This window comes from Embleya sp. NPDC127516 (assembly GCF_044765325.1).
Taxonomy (GTDB): domain Bacteria; phylum Actinomycetota; class Actinomycetes; order Streptomycetales; family Streptomycetaceae; genus Embleya.
Window position 1 is genome coordinate 1 of sequence record NZ_JBIWJT010000030.1, and the last position, 16,884, is coordinate 16,884.

A 16,884-nucleotide genomic window follows, 5' to 3' on the forward strand; every position below is an offset into this window, starting at 1 on the left:
GCGGAGCCGCAGGTGTGGACGGTGTGGCCCGGAGCGAAGCGGAGGGACACACCGTCCCGAGCGAGGCGCCGCTTTTTCTTGGAGGAGCGAAGCGGGGGAAAGAAAAAGCGGCGCCTCGCGAGCCGGCGACGAAGTCGCCCAACAAGCAACCCAACAAAAAAGACCCGACCCGAGAGTTTTCGCTCTCGGGTCGGGTTGCCGTCGTGCCCCGGGTGGGGGTGGGGACACGAGCGGCCGGGGATGCGAGATCCCCGAACGGCTACAGACCCTGGGGGGGATTGGGCTGCGCCTGGGCCATTCGGAAAGGGGGGAGTCCCGTTGGTTCCGAATGGACCGCTGTTCTGAAGGCTAGTGAAAACCGTGGCCGAAGAACACCTGTCCACCCAACCCGATTCGACCCGAGGCAAGGGTTTAAGGCCCACATAAGGTTGGATCAAGGTCCAGGTGCCGGCCGGCACACGCGCCGTGACTCACAGTGAGAAAATCCCCGTTTCGCCACCCACCCGAACGAGCACCGCAGCACCGCAGCGCACCGCAGCACCGCCGCACCGCCGCAACCCCTCACCCCGCCCCCGGCCGCCGTCGCCCGCGCCGGCTCTTGCCCGCCCGCCGGCTGCGCCGAACGACCGACTCCGTCGTACCCCCGCCCAGCCGCACGCTGATCTCCGCGCCGCCCAGTACCGAGCGACCCAATCCCACCTCGCCGCCGGTGGCCTCCGCGAGCCGCCGGACGATGTCCAGGCCGAGCCCGGTCGAGCCGTCACCGCCCTGGCCGTGTCCGCGCCGCAGGGCGCTCACCGGGTCGGCGATCCCGGGCCCTCCGTCGGCCACCAGCAGGATCACCGCGTCCCGGCCCGAGTGCAGGGTCACCGAGAACGGCACGCCCTCCTCGGTGTGCCGGAACACGTTGCCCAACATCGCGTCCAAGCCGGCCGCCAGGTCGCCCCGGGGCACCGGGACCCGCACCGGTTCGGCCGCGCCCACCAGTTGCCACGGTCGGTCCTCGTCCTCGGCCAACGCGGACCAGAAGTCCATGCGCTCGCGCACCACTTCGGCCGCATCGCAGCCCACCGCCTCGATGGACGCGCTCGATCGCCGTGCGGTCCGAATCAGTTCGTCGACCTCGCGCTCCAACTGCGCCACCGCGTTGCGGGTCTGCTCGGCCACCGGGTCCTCGCCCAGCGCCGCCGCGTTCAACCGCAGCGCGGTCAGCGGCGTACGCAGTCGATGCGACAGGTCGGCGGCCATCTCCCGTTCGTTGGCCAACAGTTGCTCGACCCGATCCGCCATCGTGTTGAACGACGTGGCGGCCTCCTGGAGTTCGGAAGGCCCCTGGGGTGTGATCCGCGCCGCCAGGTCGCCGGTACCCAACGAGCGGGCCGCCACGGCCAGCCCCCGGGCCGAGCGCACCACCTGCGCACCGAGCCGGTCGGCGACCACCACCGAGCCGCCGACCAGGACCACGGCCACCCCGGTGAGCACCAGCCAGGCCGTATTCACGCCGTGCTCCAGGTCGTCGTCCGGGACGTACACCTCGATCACGGTGATTCTGCCCTGGTCCAACAACAACGGTTGCAACAGCGCCCACCCGCCGCCCGCGCGGACTCGGAACGAACGGGCCGACTCGCGCGCGGTGGCCACGCTGTGCTCGCTCGCGCGCGGCCGGCCCAGGACCGACCCGTCCGGCAGATGGATCGCGATCCGGCCGCCGGAGCCGGCCGGCACGCTCGCGATGGCCGGCTCCAGCGTCGCCCGGTCGGTGGTGATCACCAGCGCCGGCTGCAGCGCGGCGGCCTGCCGCTCGGCGTCGGTGAAGGTGCGGTCCGCGGCGATCTCCCGGATCACCAGGACCAGCGGGATCAAGAACGCGAGAGCGACCATCGTGGTGACCGCCAACGAGACACGCACAAGCGTGCCCCGCACGCCCTTCGGCGCCCGCGGCGGCTTCACCTCCCGCCCCGCGGCACCACCGACCCGACCCGAGCCACCCGCTCGACCCGGCGCGCCGGCCCGATCCGCCGCATCCTCCCGCCGCCCGGCCTTCCCGCCCCCGCGCGGGCCGGGCCTCACGCCGGCGGCTCCAGTTTCACCCCGACACCCCGCACGGTATGCAGATACCTCGGCTCCCGCGCCTTCTCGCCCAGCTTTCGGCGCAGCCAGGACAGGTGTACGTCGATGGTCTGGTCGTCGCCGTACGACTGGCCCCACACCTCGGCCAGGATCTCCCGGCGCGGCACCACCGTCCCGGCCCGCGCGGCCAGGAACGCCAGCAGGTCGAACTCGCGTCGGGTCAGTTCCAGCTCCCGGTCGTCCAGCCGTGCCTCCCGGCGCCGGACGTCGATGAGCAGACCTCCGACGCTGAACACGTCCGCCGTGGTCCGCCCACGCGCACGGCGCAGCACGGCGGACAACCGCGCGCCCAGGTGTTCCCCGGAGAACGGCTTCGTCACGTAGTCGTCGGCGCCCGCGTTGAGCAGCCGGACCACCTCGGCCTCGTCGTCCCGGGCGGTCGCGATGATCACCGGGACGTCGGATATACCGCGAAGCATCTTCAACGCCTCGGATCCGTCCAAGTCCGGCAGGCCGAGGTCCAGAATGACCACGTCGAACGGGTAAAGGGCTACTTCGCGCAACGCCTCCAGGGCCGTTCCGACGCTGCGCACCGCGTGGGAGGACGACGTGAGGTATCGGATCAGCGCCGAACGTACGAATTGATCGTCCTCGACCACGAGCACCTGTGCCATGGTTCGGAACCGTACCCGTACTCTCCGCCCCGGCCGGCCCGGGAGGGGAAACACCGGGCCGGGAACGCAGGCGAGAGGATAGGGCTCGTGCGGAGGACCATCACGTCGATATCGGTGTGGCTCGCGGTCACCGCGATGGCCGTCGCGCTGTCGTGGTGGGGCGTGCGCAGCGTGCTGCGCGACACCGTGTTCGAGCCGCCGCGGGCGCCGACCCTGGTCGCCGGGGACGAACCGCCGCCGCCGGTGGACACCCCGTCGACGGCGTCCGGCGCGGTGCCGAGTACCGAGGAGCCGGACCTGATCTCCGCCGTCAACCGCACGCCGCCACCGACCTCGTCGTCCCCGTCGCCGTCCGCGTCCTCGGCTCCGCCGTCGCCCAAGGCCGCGACGACACCGGCCGCGCCGCCGGTCCGGCTCCGGGAGGGCCCGCCGGTCGCCGCGGTGCAGAGTTTCGAGGTGCGCGGCGGACGGGCCTCGTTCCGCTACCAGGGCACCACCGCGACCCTGATCGCCGCGACGCCGAACTCGGGGTGGGCGGTCAAGGTGTGGCCGGGCAACCAATGGATCCGGGTCGACTTCGTCAGCCGTGGCCGGACCTCGTCCGTGTTCGTGGTCTGGAACGGGCACGACCCGATCGCGTCGACCTACGAGGCCTGAGCGCCCACCGCCGTGCCCGGGCGGACCCGTGCGCTACCGGCTCTTCCCGGCCCGGGCGAATTCCGTCACCAGCGCCTTGTCGAACGCCGCCAGGTCGTCCGGCTTGCGGGAGCTGATCAGCGTGTTGGTGCCCGCCGTGCACACCACCACCGCCTCGTCGACCCAGAGGGCACCCGCGTTCTCCAAGTCGGTGCGCAGGCTCGGCCAGGAGGTGAGCTGCCGCCCGCGCACGACGTCGGCCTCGACCAGGATCCACAGCGCGTGGCAGATCGCCGCGACCGGCTTGCCCTCCGCGAAGAAGCGCCGGACGAACTCCACCGCCTTGGGCTGGGTCCGCAGGAAATCAGGGTTTGCCACCCCTCCGGGCAGCACGAGCGCGTCGAAGTCGCCCGACCCGACCGCGTCGATCCCGGCGTCCACGTGGAAGGTGTCGCCCCGGTCGTAGTGGTCGAAGCCCTGCGCCTCGCCGGCTTTGGTGGAGATCAGCTTGGGTGATCCGCCGGCCCGTTCCACGGCCTGCCACGGCTCGGTCAGCTCCACCTGCTCGAAGCCCTCGGGGGCGACGAGGAATGCCACGGTCAAGCCCTCGAGCTCGGATGCCATGCGGGCACACCCCTCCGTACGGAACGGTTGCGACGGTCGGGTCTCCGCCTGCCCGACCACCCCGGCCGTAAACCCGGCGCGGCACCGGCGCCGGCAGGACCGGCGAACCCCGTCCTAGAGGTCTTCGAGTACCTCGGCGGCGGTCGCCCGCAGGCCCCGGGCGGCCCGCGTGGCCGTGTTGTACGCCTCGTCGCCGCGCCCGTCGGTGAACGCGTTGGCCGCCTGGATCAGACCCTGGGCGCCCTTGAGCACATCGACCGCCGCCGCGAGCAGTGCTTCGCCGCGCGCGTCCCGGCCGGCCTCGCCCGCCATCGCGGCGAGCTGCCGGGTGAGCACGGTCAGCCGCATGTCCACACCCCGCGCACCGGACAGCGGAGCCGGACGCGGATCGCGCACACTCGGCACACCCTGACGCGGGGTCGACCCGCCCTCCGGCCCCCCGCACAGCGCACACACCTCGCCCAACGCGAGCAGCCCGCGCTCCGGGTGCCTGGGGCACGGCGCCGAGCGCGGCCGCGCGTCGGCCGCGTCCCGGGCCCGACCACGCCGCCTGCGGTTCTCGCAGAACAGACACTTGTCCCGCGCATCCTCGTCGACCGGACCGTACGGATGCTCGTTGCACAAGGTGGTCGGTACGGGCGCGGCCAACTGGCCGAGGAGTCGGCGGGTGTTCGCCAATTGCTCGGCGATCGCGTCGTATGCCTCGGGCGGGCTGGTGTTGCCCAGGAGGTCGACCATCTCCATCAGGTTCTTGGTCGAGCGGACGAGTGCCTTCGTATCAGGTGCCACGCCTATGGACTGTAAATGATCGGCGGGACATCACCGCACGATCAGGACTTCGAGGGTCCTGGGCCCGTGTACACCCTCGACCCGGTCCAGTTCGATGTCGCTGGTCGCGGACGGGCCGGAGATCCAGGTCAGCGGTCGGCCCGGGGTCAGCCGCTCCAACGCCTGCGGCACCGACGCGACCACGTCCCGCGCCCGAACCACGCACAGGTGCCAGTCCGGCACCAGGGTCAGCGCGCGCCGCCCCTGCCCGGGGCCGGCGTCGAGCACGATCGTGCCGGTCTCGGCGATCGCGACGGCCGACGCGGTCAGTACGCCGTCGGCACCGTCCAACTCGGCGGTCGTGAGGTGGTGAGCTTCCGTCGGAGAAAGCGACAGCGGCCTGTTATTTATAGGATCATCTGACAATTCGCCGATCGGGCCGTACGTCCAGCCATCCGGTACACACACCCCCGCCGCCAACCCGGCCGTCCACGCCGCCGGCAGCCCGGCCGGCGTCACCACGCGGTGGGCCCCGCGTCGCTCGACCGCGCCGGCGACGGCATCCGCGAGCCCGCCCTCCGCGACCTCGTGCACGATCGCCCGGTAGTCGCGCAGGTGCTCGACGAACAGTTCGAGCACACCCTCGACCACGTGGGCCCGCGCGTAGTCGCGCGGCACCGGGAACACCTCGTCGCGCGGCACGTCCACCAGCGCCCGCCGTACCCGGGCCAGAATCACCTCGCGCGAACTCATCGCCCCTCCCCCTCGCTCTCGTCCGCCTCGACGCCCGGAGCAACCTCGCCACCCGGAGCGGCCTCGACGCCCGGGATCGCCTCGACGCCCGGCGCCGACGAAGGCACCGGACCCGCCGGACCGCTCCGCTCCCGCACCCACCAGTCCCGGAACGACTCCGCCGGCACCGCCGGGATCGACCGGCTGTCCGTCCAGGCCGCGCCCGGGCCGGGCGCCCGCTTGGGGATCAGCCTGCGCGAGCGGGACGCGGCCCGCTGTACCCGGCGCAGCCGGCCCGGATCGTCCAGCACCCACTCGGCCGCCCGCATCGCCGCCCGCTCGGCGCGGTGGCCGCCGCCTTCGACCACCTGCTCACGCAGATGAACCAGCACCTCGGGGATGTCGATCGCGACCGGGCACACCTCGTAGCACGCGCCGCACAGCGAAGAGGCGTACGGCAGGGACGCCGTCTGCTCGTCCACCCGGTGCCCGGCGATCCCGCGCAGCTGCGGCACCAGGATCGCGCCGATCGGCCCGGGATACACCGACCCGTACGCGTGTCCCCCGGTGCGCTCGTACACCGGGCACACGTTCAGGCAGGCCGAGCACCGGATGCAGCGCAGCGCCTGCCGGCCGGTACGGTCCGCGAGCACGTCGGTGCGGCCGTTGTCGAGCAGGACCAGGTGGAAGTCCTGCGGCCCGTCGCCGGGCGTCACCCCGGTCCACATCGAGGTGTAGGGGTTCATCCGCTCACCGGTCGAACCGCGTGGGAGCAGTTGCAGGAACACCTCGAGATCGGCCCAGGTCGGCACCACCTTCTCGATGCCGACCACCGAGATCAGCGTGTCCGGCAGGGTCAGGCACATCCGCCCGTTGCCTTCCGACTCGACCACCACGAGCGTGCCGGTCTCGGCGACCACGAAGTTCGCGCCGGAGACCGCGACCCGCGCGGACAGGAAGCGCTCGCGCAGGTGGCGGCGCGCGGCCTCGGCGAGCGCGGCCGGGTCGTCGGTCAGGCCGGCCGGCGCGGGGACGCCCCACTCGCCCATCTCGCGCACGAAGATCTCCCGGATCTCGGCCCGGTTGCGGTGGATCGCGGGCACCAGGATGTGCGACGGCAGGTCCTCGCCCAGTTGCACGATCAGTTCGGCCAGATCGGTCTCGTAGGCCCGGATGCCCTCGGCCGCGAGCGCCTCGTTCAGCCCGATCTCCTGGGTGACCATCGACTTGACCTTGACCACCTCGGTCTCGCCGGTGGCCTTGACCAGGTCGGCGACGATCCGGTTCGCCTCGGCCGCGTCGGCGGCCCAGTGCACGGTGCCGCCGGCGGCGGTGACCGCCGCCTCGACCGCGAGCAGGTGTTCGTCGAGTCGGCGCAGCGTCCGGTCCTTGATCGCCGCGCCGGCCGCGCGCAGTTCGGCCCAGTCGTCGAGTTCCTCGACCACCAGGGCCCGCTTGTCACGGATGGTGTGGGTGGCCTTGCGCAGGTTGTGCCGCAGTTGCGCGTCGCCCACGGCGGCCCGGGCGGCCCGGGGGAAGGGGGGCATGCCGACGAACGTGGCGCCCGTCGGCGGGACGGCCTTGCTCATGCCGGCTCCTTCTCGGTCGAGGCGAGGATTTCCGCGAGGTGCAGGACCCGCATCCCGGTGCGCTGACGGTCCATCAGGCCGCCGATGTGCATCAGGCACGAGTTGTCCGCCGCGCACAGCACCTCGGCGCCGGTGCCGGCCGCGTGCCGAACCTTGTCGGTGCCCATCGCCGTGGACACGTCCGGGTTCTTGACCGCGAAGGTGCCGCCGAAGCCGCAGCACTCCTCCTCGCCGGGCAGGCCGAGCAGTTCCAGGCCGCGCACCTCGCGCAGCAGCGCGGTCGGACGGTCGCCGAGCCCCATCAGGCGGCGCGAGTGGCAGGTGGGGTGGTAGGCGACTTTGTGCGGGAAGTACGCGCCGACGTCGGTGACGCCGAGCACGTCCACGATGAACTCGGTGAGGTCGTACACCTTCGGAACCACCGCGGCCACATCGGCCGCGAGGGTGGGGTCCTCGGCCCGGGCGGCGGCGCGCGGGTGGTTGTCCCGGATCATCGCGCCGCACGACCCGGACGGGGTGACCACCGCGTCGTAGCCCGCGAAGGTGTCCGCGAACCGGCGGACCATCGGCTCGACGCGGGTGCCGTATCCGCTGTTCCAGTGCATCTGTCCGCAACAGGTCTGGGCGAGCGGGAAGTCCACCGCGCAGCCCAGCCGCTCCAGAAGACGCACGACGGCCCGGCCCGTGCGGGGGTACAGCGTGTCGTTCACGCAGGTGATGAACAGCCCGACGCGCATGCGGGCGGCCTCCTCGCGGATCGGCGGGTCCGGCTCGAAGCCCTGGGAGGAGTCCGAGGCGGAATCCGACGCCGAGTCCGACGCCGAATCGTGTGGTCTGACCACACTGTGGTGTGCACACGCTAAGGGCATGTCATGCTGTGCCACAAGACACGGGCGGCGTCCCCGAGCCCGAAGCTCCGACGTAACCCGTCGATCCGCCGAAGCCGTCCGAAACCAGTCGAAACCCCCGAAATCGCCGAGGAGCCTCCCAGTGAACGACGGTCCGGACTGGCGCCCGGTCAAGCGCGTGCGCGCGTTCGAGGAGGTCGTCGCGCAGATCGAGGAGCAGATCGCGACCGGCCGACTGCGCGCGGGCGACAAGTTGCCCGGCGAGCGCGCGTTGGCCGCCGCGCTGGGGGTCAGCCGCCCGTCGGTACGCGAGGCGATGCGGGTCCTGGAGGCGATGGGCGTCCTGGTCGCCAACACCGGCAGTGGCCCGGAGGCGGGCGCGATCCTGGCCGGATCCGCCGGGCCGGCGCTGACCGGCGTCCTCGGCCTGCACCTGGGCCTGGCCAACTTCGCGGTGGACGATGTGGTGGAGACCCGACTGCTGATCGAGTCCTGGGCGGTCGAGGCCGCCGCGCGGCACGCGAGCGAGGCCGATCTCGACCGGCTGCGCACGATCGTGGCCGCGATGGACGGTCCGGATGTGTCGGCGGAGCGGTTCAACGAGCAGGACACCGAGTTCCACACCGCGATCGCCGAACTGTCCGGGAACGCGCTGGTCGCCACCTTCATGCGCGCGCTGCGCGACACGGTACGCCGGCACCAGCGCCGCGCCGTCGCCGAACTGGGCCCGGACACCGGGGCGTTGCGCGCGGACCACCGGGCGATCCTGGCCGCGATCGAGGCCCGCGACCCACGCGCGGCGGCCGAGGCGTTGGCCGTGCACCTGCGCCGCGCGTATCCGAACGTGGCCCGGGTGCGTCGGGACGCGAGCCCCGACGAGGGCTGACGGGTCGCCGTACGCCCGCCTCGGAGTGCACGCCTCGTCCCGCGCCCCGTCGGGAGCCGACGCCTCGTCCAGCCTCCGTCCGGGGCCGAGCCGTCCTCGCGCGATCGTCGGCGGCTCGTCCCCGCCCGGTCACCCGGAGCTGACGAATCGTCACCCGCCTTGTGCGTCAAGGTGATTTGCCCGAACGCGGCGGCGCGCCCGGCGCGATCCGCCCGCCTCGGACACTCGTTCGGGCAAACCTCGAAACGCTCTGGTAACCCACCGCGTTCGCCCGGCATACTGCGCGGCAACGTACAGCGCAGGAGGTCGCGAGGATGCTCGGGCACGACCGGATCGACGCGGAGACGTACCACCGGGACATCGTCCCCGGATTGCTCATCGGCGAGCACGGCAGACGGGCCGAGGCGGGCCTGGCCGGGCTCGACCCGATCGGCATGCGGATCGGGGACGGCGCGTGGACGTATCGCCCGCACGACTCCCGGTTGCGGATCGTGGAGGGAATCGACGCGGACGCCGGCTGCGTGATCCGGTTGTCCCCGGACGCGTGGACCGATCTGGTCACCCTGCTGCGCACCGCGGCGGCACTGGCCATCGCGGGCGACGTGGACACCGAACGCGGCAGCCTGGTCGACCTGTTCCGCTGGGAACCGGCGCTGCGGGCGCTCTATCAGGGCATCGAGATCTATCTCCCGCACAGCACCGAGGTGTTCGACCGACAGGGCCGAAAGGTGGACCCGGCCGCCGAACTGACGCTTGATCACTCCGACCGCGAACTCGCCGAACACTTCACGGCTACCGGGGTGATGCGTGTACGCGGGGTGTTCTCCGCCGCCGAGATCGCCACGTTCGAGGCCGAGGTGGACCGGCTCGCGGCCGAGGCCCGCCCGGACGACGACCGGTCCTGGTGGGCGGAGCGCGAGAACGGCGAACCGGTGTTGTGCCGGATCGTCTACGCGAGCGAGCGTTCGGCGCCGATCGGCGCGCTGGCGCGCGATCCGCGCCTGGTCCGCCTGGCCACGCTGATCCACCCGGACCTGGCCGCGTCCACCGACCGGATGGAGGGCATCTCGGTCCTGCTCAAGCCGCCCGGCCGACTCAAGGGCCTGGCGAACATCCCGTGGCACACCGATTGCGGGCTGGGCGGCCACCACATCATGTGCCCGTCGGTGGCGATCGGCATCCAACTGACCGGCTCCAGCGCCGACAACGGCTACCTGGAGGCGATCCCGGGCTCGCACGGCCGCACCTGTCCGCAGCCGAGGGCCGAGGACCTGGCCGACCTGCCCTATCTCGCGGTGCCCACCGATCCGGGTGACGTGACGGTGCACATGGCCGACGTGCTGCACGCCTCCCCCGCTCCGGCCGGCATGGGCGGACGGCGCACGATGTACGTCACCTTCCACCCGCCGACGCTGTTCGAGCACGTCGGTCCGGGCGAGGCGGTCAACGACCTGATCCGCAGTCGAACCGCGAGCGAGTTGGACGCCGGGCTGGGCCGCTGAGCCCGCCCGCGTCGGCTCCGGCGCGGGCGGCCGGGACGGCCGCGAGGGGATCGGCGCGGCCGACCGGGGCAGCCGGGACGGAATCCGCATGCGACACGAACGCGCGTTCGGAGCAACCGACTTCGCCGTCACAGGATGCGCCCGCGGCCGGATCCGCGGCGGCCCCGCTCAGCGGTTCGGCGTAGCGTGCACGGTCGCGCATTCCACCCGGAGGATGCGGTCCAGATGGGTGATCCGCAACACCCGTGCGGGTTGCGGTCCGACGCCGCACACCACGATGTCGCCGTCGCGATCGCGTAGGCGGCGGTAGCCGTACACCAGACTGCCCAGACCGGACGAGTCGATGAACGGCACACCCGTCAGGTCGATCCGCAGGCTGTGCGCGCCCTCGTCGACGAGGCGGTCCACCGCCTGCCGGAACATCGGCGCCGCCGTCATGTCCATGTCGCCGTGCACGGACACCGTGCCGCCCAGGTCGGCCTCCAGCGCGACGTGCACGACGCATGGTCTGGCCGAGAACGATGTGTGATCGACGTCGTCCGGTGGGAGATCGTCAAGGCTCATATGGAGCACTCCACCTGATCAAGTGTCGGTTTCGGTCGCGCGCCGCACGACCGCTCGGTACGGTTCGCACGTCTCGGGAGAAACCCCACATCCGTCCCGAAACAACAAGACCGCATCGGCACCCTACTCGCCGAGTCGGTCCCTCGTGGACCGTCTTCCCCTATAGGTGTGATTCCGCTGGAACCCACACATCGGCGGCCGTCGCGGTCGTACCTTGAAGGTTGCGCGAGGGCCGACGCGAGCCGGCTCGAAACGCACGGACGCAAGGGATTCCGTAGCCATGACCGGACAACGCCCCTCCGGCGACGAGCGGGGCAGCGACACGCAGGAGCCGACCGCCCGTCGACGAACCAACGGCTTCAAACCGCCGGGTGCCCCGGACGAGCCCGCGCCGCCGGCGTGGTCTCCCGCCGAGGTGCTGGACGAGAGCGACACCGGCGTGGTCGTGTTCACAGCCGAGGGCACCGTGCGCTATCTCAACGCCGCGGCCGCACGGCTCCTGCCGGAATGCCTTCCGGGCACCGCCTATCCCACGCTGCCCGCGACCGGGACCGCCTGGCACGGCGAGGTGGACGACCGGCGCGTGCGCGGCCGACGCGCGGTTCTGGGCGACGGCCACTACGTGTGGTACGTCCAGGACACCACCGCCGAACGGCGGCGCGAGGACACCCTGTTGGCCGAGCGCAGGCGCAAGGTCTTCCTCGCCGAGGCGGGCCGGGTGTTATCCGCGACCACCAATCCGCGCCGGCTCACCGATCTGGTCACCACGCTGCCCGCGGGCGAACTGGCCGACTGGGTCGCGCTGTCCGTGCCCAGCATGGAGGACGGCCGGCTGCGCACGACGTACGCACCCGGCTCCGGCACCCCGATCGCCCGGGTGACCAGCAGCCTGGGCACCGCGTGGACGGCGCCGGCGGGAGTGGGTCGGGTACTGCGCACCCGGCGCCAGGAACTGCATCCGCTGATGGACCGCGCGTTGCTGCACCGACTGGTGCCCGACGAGGCGGTCGCGGGCCTGATCGCGGTGGACGCCCGGTGCGCGCTGGTGGTTCCGGTGCCCACCGACGACGACGCGCCCTCCGTGCTGACGTTCGTGCGCTCGGCGACCTCCGACCCGTTCACCGAGGAGGAGATCTCGCTTGCCGTCGACTACGCCGAGCGGGTGGGCGTCGCAGTGCGCACATCGCGCCTGTACGTCGAACAGGACCGGCGCACCATGCTGTTGGCCCAGGCGCTGGTGCCGGGCCCGTTGCCGGAGGTGCCCGGCGCACGCATCGCGGCCCGCTACCGGCCGGTCTCGCTGACCGACGGCCTCGGCGGCGACTTCTACGCAGTGCACCCGACCCCGGTCGACGGTACGTGGGCGTTCTCGGTCGGCGACGTGTGCGGACGCGGCACGCCCGTGGGCATGTTCAGCTCGCGATCGTTGCTGATCCTGCGTACGGCGGCGAGCGCCGGTTGCGCACCCGCGCATCGCATGGCGTTGCTGGACGCGGAGTTGACCCTCGGCGACCCCTCCCTCGTGCTGACCGCGATCACCGGCGACTGCTCGGTGCACCCGGACGGTTCGGCGCTGATCCGGTTGACCTGCGCCGGGCATCCGCCGCCGCTGTGGATGGATCCGGCGGGTCGGGTGCAGGCGATGGAGTTCACCGATCCGCTGGTCGCGGGCATTCCGGGCACCGTGTTCGGGATGCACGAACTGCCGCTGGCGCCGGGCTCGACGCTGCTCCTGTACAGCGACGGGGTGACCGAGGCCCGCGATCCGGACGGCGAAGCCTACGGCGTACGGGCGTTGCGGCACGACCTGGCGTCCTGCGCGGGCATGCCGGTGGACGCGCTCGTGGAACGCCTCGAACAACGGTTGATGGCACACCTGGGCGACGCCCCCGTCGTGGACGACGTGGTCCTGCTGGGCATTCACATCCCCTACCGGGACGACGACGAGACCTTGCCGAACCTGGTCGAGCCCGACGGCCCGATCCCACCCGAACACCCGGACGGCGAATGACACATGTGGTCTCCAACGAACTCGACCTGTTCCTCGCCTACCTCGGACAGGCGGACGAGGTCGAGGCACTGACCCTGGTCCGGAACCTGCTCGGCAAGGGCGTGCCCGGCGATCGGGTACTGACCGACCTGGTGATCCCGGCGCTGCGCGGGGTGGGCGATCGGTGGGCGACCGGGGAGTGGACGGTGGCGCGCGAACACTCCGCCTCGCACGTCGCCGGTCGTGTCGTGCACCTGATCACGGACGCGACGCCGCGACCGCGATCCGAGGCCCGGGTCGTGGTGTGCTGCGCGCAGGGCGACTGGCACGGGCTCGCGTCCACGATCCTGGCCGCGCTGTTGCGGGTACGCGGCATCGACACGACGGTCCTGCCACCGGGCACCGGCGCGGGCGAGTTGGCCCGCATGTTGCCGGATTCGGGGGCGGGTTCGGTCGCGCTCGGCTGTACGGTCTCCACCGCGCTGCCGGGCGCGCGGGCGATGGTCGAGGTGGCCCGCCGCGTCGGGGTACCGGTCCTGGTCGGCGGCCCCGGCTTCGGCCCGGACGGCCGCTGGGCGGGCCTGATCGGCGCGAACGGCTGGGCGGCGGACGCCCGAGGGGCCGCCGACACGCTGGCCGGCCCGGACTGGCCCGCGGTCACCACCCCGGCCCCGCGGTTGCGCCACCTCCCGGACGCGGCGCACGACGGCGTCGGCCTGCTGCGCACACCGCTGGTGGCGGCGGGCATGTCGGCGCTGGTGCCGATCGAGGGCGAGCGCTCGGACACCACGATGCGCGACGGCCTGGTGACCGCGGTCGACGCGCTGGCGGTCTCCCTCTTCGTCGACGACCACGCGCTGTTCGTCGACTTCACCCGATGGTTCGCCGACGTCCTGGACCACCGCCGCGTCCCCGGGGAGGCCCTCGCCGCCGCGTACCGCGCCTTCGCCGCGCGCCTGACGCACGTCCCCGGAGCCGACGCCACCCTGACAGCGGCGGGCGCGGTGTTGTAGGCCGGACCGACCGCCCCATCGGCGGGCGTACCGGCCGGTGACCTCCCGACAGGATGGCCGCCGCCGTGCGGGACGGGCTGGACTGGCTCGACTCCTGGAGTGCGACGGACCCGGACGACGGGGGGATCCCGGTCCCGGCGGTCTTCGGGCCCGGTGACGGCGACCTCGCCGACTACCTGTGGGACGGCGTGCGGGTACGCGTCGTCGACTTCGAGGACTCGGGGCGCAGCGACCGCGCGTTCGAGCTCGCGGAGATCACCGAACATGTGTCGGGCCGGGTGACGGGGATCCTGGATGTCCCGCTGTTCCTGAGCCACTTCGACCTCACACCGGCCGAGGCGCCCGGCTGCCGGAGTATCGGCGGCTACTCGCGGTGGTCTGGCTCTTTTCTGCTGTCGATGGACGATCCGGAGAACCCTCGGAATCCGCCCGGAACCGCGGCGCGCCGGGCGCGGCGTCTGCGCGACCTGCTCGGCCGAGCGACGCGTCGGCGGCGTCGGGTCAACCTGCGGCGCTCAGGTCCTCGTCCGTCGGGGCGTCCTCGCACAGGGCCTCGTCCAGGTCGGGGTGCACGTCGAAGAGTCGGCGCAGGCCCAACGCGGTGAAGACGCGGTTGACGTGGTGGTCGTTGTTGCTGGGCATCACCAGGCGCAGGCTGCCTCCGGTGGAGCGGAGCAGGCGGCGGGCGGCGACGAGCGTGCCGATGCCGGTGGAGTCGAGGAATTCCACTTCGGTGAGTTCGAGGACGATCCGATGGTCGCCGTCGGCGACCGCGTGTCTGACGTGTTCGCGAAGCTCGGGCACGACCGCGTAGTCGACCTCCCCGAGCACGTGCAGCACGGTCCAGCCCTGGAGATCTTCCTTGATCACCTGAAGAGTCACGCGCCGGCAGTCCCCTCGCCCATGGTGTCCCGACTCGCGCGGCAGGATGCCCGGAACGCTCGGCGACCCGTCCCCCATCGGATGCGCCGACGGATCCGGGAGGGTCCTGGACGCGGCTCGGGAGCCGGGTGGTCGGCCCGGCCTGTGACCTACCGTAGTGGGCCGCGGGAGTTGGGGCAGTGACGATCCGGTCACGTACGGGTCTCGGTTGCAGCGTACACGGATCATCCGACGCCGCCTCGGAGTAGCGTCCCCCGCTCCATCGATACGCGTGATGACGCAACGTCACATTCGACTACACGTCGGCAAGCGCCGCCCGACGCACGCACGACGGCACGGCTCAGCGCAGCGGCCACGGTACGTCCGCGACCACCGTGCAGGAGCCCGGCGCGATCTCGGTGAAGCCCGCGTCCCGGACGACGGGCCGACCGCTCGCGGTCAACGCGGGCCACGCGGCCGGGGCCGCGGTCCGCACCGCGAGGTCGAAGTCGCGCGCCGCCCACTCCTTGCGCCCGGCCGAGTCCAGGCCCAGCCACGCGAGGTGGCTGCCGTGCCCCACCTGCGCCATGGCCTTGCCGGCGGTCATCTCCAGCGCCGGGTTCAGCCACAACACCGGCTGCCCGGGCTCGGCGGGCGGCGGTGCGGCGGGCTCGTCCAGGTCGGTGCCGGAGACCTGCAACTTGGCCAGGTCCTTGGGCCACGCGTCCAGCGGGATCGGCGGGTACACCCGAACCTCCGCCGTACGCCGGGCCACCGTGATCCCCGGCAGCGTGTTCGCCCGCCGCCACTCGCCGCCCCGGGCCCGCCGAACCACCTTGCGGATGCGGTGGCCCTGCCAGGCCTCGACCACGTCGTGCCACTCGCCTTCGGGGTCGGTCGACCTCGGGTCCGCCAACAGGACCAGGACCGCTCGCGCGGCGGCCTCCAGGGCGTCGGTTCGGGCCGGCGGGTCGTCCTTCTCGATGTGCGCCACGAGGGGGAGGACGTATTCGATGGTGCTCACGGGGTCGATCATGCCTTGCTCGTGGCCACATGGCCTCGTTGGGAGTCCTGAGTCTCGTGGACGGGTTGCCGGTGCGGATTGGGTGCGTCGGGTGTCTTTCGCCCAACCGCCCACCCGTTGCGTTGGGTGTGGATGGTTGGGTTCTACCGGCCTCGGGGCCGACTGGTGGCGCCCCGAGGCCGGGAGGCCGGTCAGGCTTCGAGGGCTCTGGTGGTGAGGAAGCGGGCGATGGTGCCTATGGCCTCTTGGGATTCGGGCATGGTCGGGTCGATGGCGGGCCAGGCGTGGGGGACGTCGGGGACCAGGTGGGCCTGGACCGGGACGCCGGCCGTCGCCGCCCTGCCGGCGAAGGCGGTGGCGTCGCCGAGCAGCGCCTCGTGGCACGAGGCCAGGAGCAGCACCGGCGGGAGCCCGGACAGGTCGGCGAACAGCGGGGACGCCAACGGGTCTCCCGGATCGTGCAGTTGCAGGTAGATCTCGGCGGCCTCGCGCAGCGACTTCTTCGAGATCAGTTGGTCGGTGGACGCGTTCGAGTCGTACGTGGGCTTCGTCACGGTCAGGTCCAACCACGGGGACAACAGGACCATGCCGGACGGCAGCGGCACCGGGGCGCCTCGGGCCGCGACCGTCAGCGCCGCCGCGAGCCCGCCGCCCGCCGAGTCGCCGCCCACGAACGGGGCGAGGTCGCCGTCCTCGCCCGCCGCCACGATCGCGTCGTACACGCCCGCCACGTCGTGCAGCGCGGCCGGAAACGGATCCTCCGGCGCGAGCCGGTATTCCACCAGTACCACCCTGGCCCGCGCCGCGAGCGTGATCCGCGAACCGAAGCCCAACCAACCCGCGGCGTCGCCCATCCGGTAACCGCCGCCATGGAAGTAGAGCAGCGTCAGCGCGGGATCGGGCACCTCCAGGAACGTGCACGGCACGCCGCCCACCAACTCCTGACGCACCGTCACTCCGGGCTCCGGGTCCTGCCGATACGCCGCCGTGCCGCGCCGCCGCGCGTCCAGTTCGTCCGACGCGGCCCGCCCGTCGCGCACCGGCGGCAGGTTCCAACCGTCCAGACTCATTCGTGCCCCTCCCCAACCGAAATCCGGGTGCCC

General features: G+C 72.3%; 16 protein-coding genes. 5 read left to right on the forward strand and 11 right to left on the reverse strand.

Features of this window, described 5'->3' with window-relative positions; genetic code table 11:
- Window positions 1–561 precede the first annotated feature (561 nt).
- Together ACIRL2_RS39500 and ACIRL2_RS39505 are read right to left on the reverse strand one after the other, a co-directional pair.
- A complete protein-coding gene (locus ACIRL2_RS39500; RefSeq protein WP_395869260.1) occupies window positions 562–1,923 on the reverse strand; it encodes a sensor histidine kinase in 1,362 nt (453 codons plus the stop codon).
- 143 nt (window positions 1,924–2,066) lie between these two features.
- Complete coding sequence (locus ACIRL2_RS39505; RefSeq protein WP_395869052.1) at window positions 2,067–2,744, reverse strand: response regulator transcription factor; 678 nt, start codon at window positions 2,742–2,744, stop codon at window positions 2,067–2,069.
- 87 nt (window positions 2,745–2,831) lie between these two features.
- Here ACIRL2_RS39505 and ACIRL2_RS39510 point away from each other — a divergent pair, with 87 nt between their 5' ends.
- Complete coding sequence (locus tag ACIRL2_RS39510) at window positions 2,832–3,401, forward strand: hypothetical protein (protein ID WP_402238917.1); 570 nt, start codon at window positions 2,832–2,834, stop codon at window positions 3,399–3,401.
- 33 nt (window positions 3,402–3,434) lie between these two features.
- Here ACIRL2_RS39510 and ACIRL2_RS39515 read toward each other — a convergent pair whose 3' ends face one another.
- The 5 genes from ACIRL2_RS39515 to ACIRL2_RS39535 form a co-directional block, all read right to left on the reverse strand.
- Window positions 3,435–3,983 (reverse strand): type 1 glutamine amidotransferase domain-containing protein, encoded by a 549-nt coding sequence (locus ACIRL2_RS39515; RefSeq protein WP_395869262.1) that lies wholly within the window; start codon window positions 3,981–3,983, stop codon window positions 3,435–3,437.
- Between the two features lie 135 nt (window positions 3,984–4,118).
- The gene (locus ACIRL2_RS39520) at window positions 4,119–4,793 is read right to left on the reverse strand and encodes a hypothetical protein (RefSeq protein ID WP_395869056.1); all 675 of its coding nucleotides are present in this window, start codon (window positions 4,791–4,793) and stop codon (window positions 4,119–4,121) included.
- Window positions 4,794–4,823: 30 nt separating this feature from the next.
- The gene (locus tag ACIRL2_RS39525; protein ID WP_395869058.1) at window positions 4,824–5,525 is read right to left on the reverse strand and encodes a lactate utilization protein C; all 702 of its coding nucleotides are present in this window, start codon (window positions 5,523–5,525) and stop codon (window positions 4,824–4,826) included.
- Window positions 5,522–7,093, reverse strand: a complete 1,572-nt coding sequence (locus tag ACIRL2_RS39530) for a lactate utilization protein B (RefSeq protein ID WP_402238919.1) — start codon at window positions 7,091–7,093, stop codon at window positions 5,522–5,524. Before ACIRL2_RS39530 ends, ACIRL2_RS39525 begins: the two co-directional genes overlap by 4 nt.
- Window positions 7,090–7,830: a (Fe-S)-binding protein gene (locus ACIRL2_RS39535; RefSeq protein WP_402238922.1), complete on the reverse strand. Its 741-nt coding sequence runs from the start codon at window positions 7,828–7,830 to the stop codon at window positions 7,090–7,092. Before ACIRL2_RS39535 ends, ACIRL2_RS39530 begins: the two co-directional genes overlap by 4 nt.
- A gap of 253 nt (window positions 7,831–8,083) precedes the next feature.
- Here ACIRL2_RS39535 and ACIRL2_RS39540 point away from each other — a divergent pair, with 253 nt between their 5' ends.
- Both ACIRL2_RS39540 and ACIRL2_RS39545 read left to right on the forward strand, forming a co-directional pair.
- Complete coding sequence (locus tag ACIRL2_RS39540; RefSeq protein WP_402238923.1) at window positions 8,084–8,827, forward strand: FadR/GntR family transcriptional regulator; 744 nt, start codon at window positions 8,084–8,086, stop codon at window positions 8,825–8,827.
- Between the two features lie 314 nt (window positions 8,828–9,141).
- Window positions 9,142–10,329 (forward strand): phytanoyl-CoA dioxygenase family protein, encoded by a 1,188-nt coding sequence (locus tag ACIRL2_RS39545; RefSeq protein ID WP_402238924.1) that lies wholly within the window; start codon window positions 9,142–9,144, stop codon window positions 10,327–10,329.
- 168 nt (window positions 10,330–10,497) lie between these two features.
- Here ACIRL2_RS39545 and ACIRL2_RS39550 read toward each other — a convergent pair whose 3' ends face one another.
- Window positions 10,498–10,893, reverse strand: a complete 396-nt coding sequence (locus ACIRL2_RS39550; protein ID WP_395869068.1) for an STAS domain-containing protein — start codon at window positions 10,891–10,893, stop codon at window positions 10,498–10,500.
- 280 nt (window positions 10,894–11,173) lie between these two features.
- Here ACIRL2_RS39550 and ACIRL2_RS39555 point away from each other — a divergent pair, with 280 nt between their 5' ends.
- Both ACIRL2_RS39555 and ACIRL2_RS39560 read left to right on the forward strand, forming a co-directional pair.
- On the forward strand, window positions 11,174–12,904 hold the full coding sequence (locus ACIRL2_RS39555) for a PP2C family protein-serine/threonine phosphatase (RefSeq protein ID WP_395869070.1): 1,731 nt from the start codon (window positions 11,174–11,176) through the stop codon (window positions 12,902–12,904).
- On the forward strand, window positions 12,901–13,896 hold the full coding sequence (locus ACIRL2_RS39560) for a B12-binding domain-containing protein (RefSeq protein ID WP_402238926.1): 996 nt from the start codon (window positions 12,901–12,903) through the stop codon (window positions 13,894–13,896). The genes ACIRL2_RS39555 and ACIRL2_RS39560 overlap by 4 nt, the downstream gene beginning before the upstream one ends.
- Before the next feature lie 501 nt (window positions 13,897–14,397).
- Here ACIRL2_RS39560 and ACIRL2_RS39565 read toward each other — a convergent pair.
- The 3 genes from ACIRL2_RS39565 to ACIRL2_RS39575 form a co-directional block, all read right to left on the reverse strand.
- Complete coding sequence (locus ACIRL2_RS39565; RefSeq protein WP_395869074.1) at window positions 14,398–14,778, reverse strand: STAS domain-containing protein; 381 nt, start codon at window positions 14,776–14,778, stop codon at window positions 14,398–14,400.
- Between the two features lie 340 nt (window positions 14,779–15,118).
- Window positions 15,119–15,793, reverse strand: coding sequence for a peptidyl-tRNA hydrolase (locus ACIRL2_RS39570; RefSeq protein WP_402238929.1), 675 nt, complete (start codon window positions 15,791–15,793; stop codon window positions 15,119–15,121).
- Window positions 15,794–15,972: 179 nt separating this feature from the next.
- Complete coding sequence (locus ACIRL2_RS39575) at window positions 15,973–16,851, reverse strand: alpha/beta hydrolase (protein ID WP_395869078.1); 879 nt, start codon at window positions 16,849–16,851, stop codon at window positions 15,973–15,975.
- Window positions 16,852–16,884: the final 33 nt, after the last annotated feature.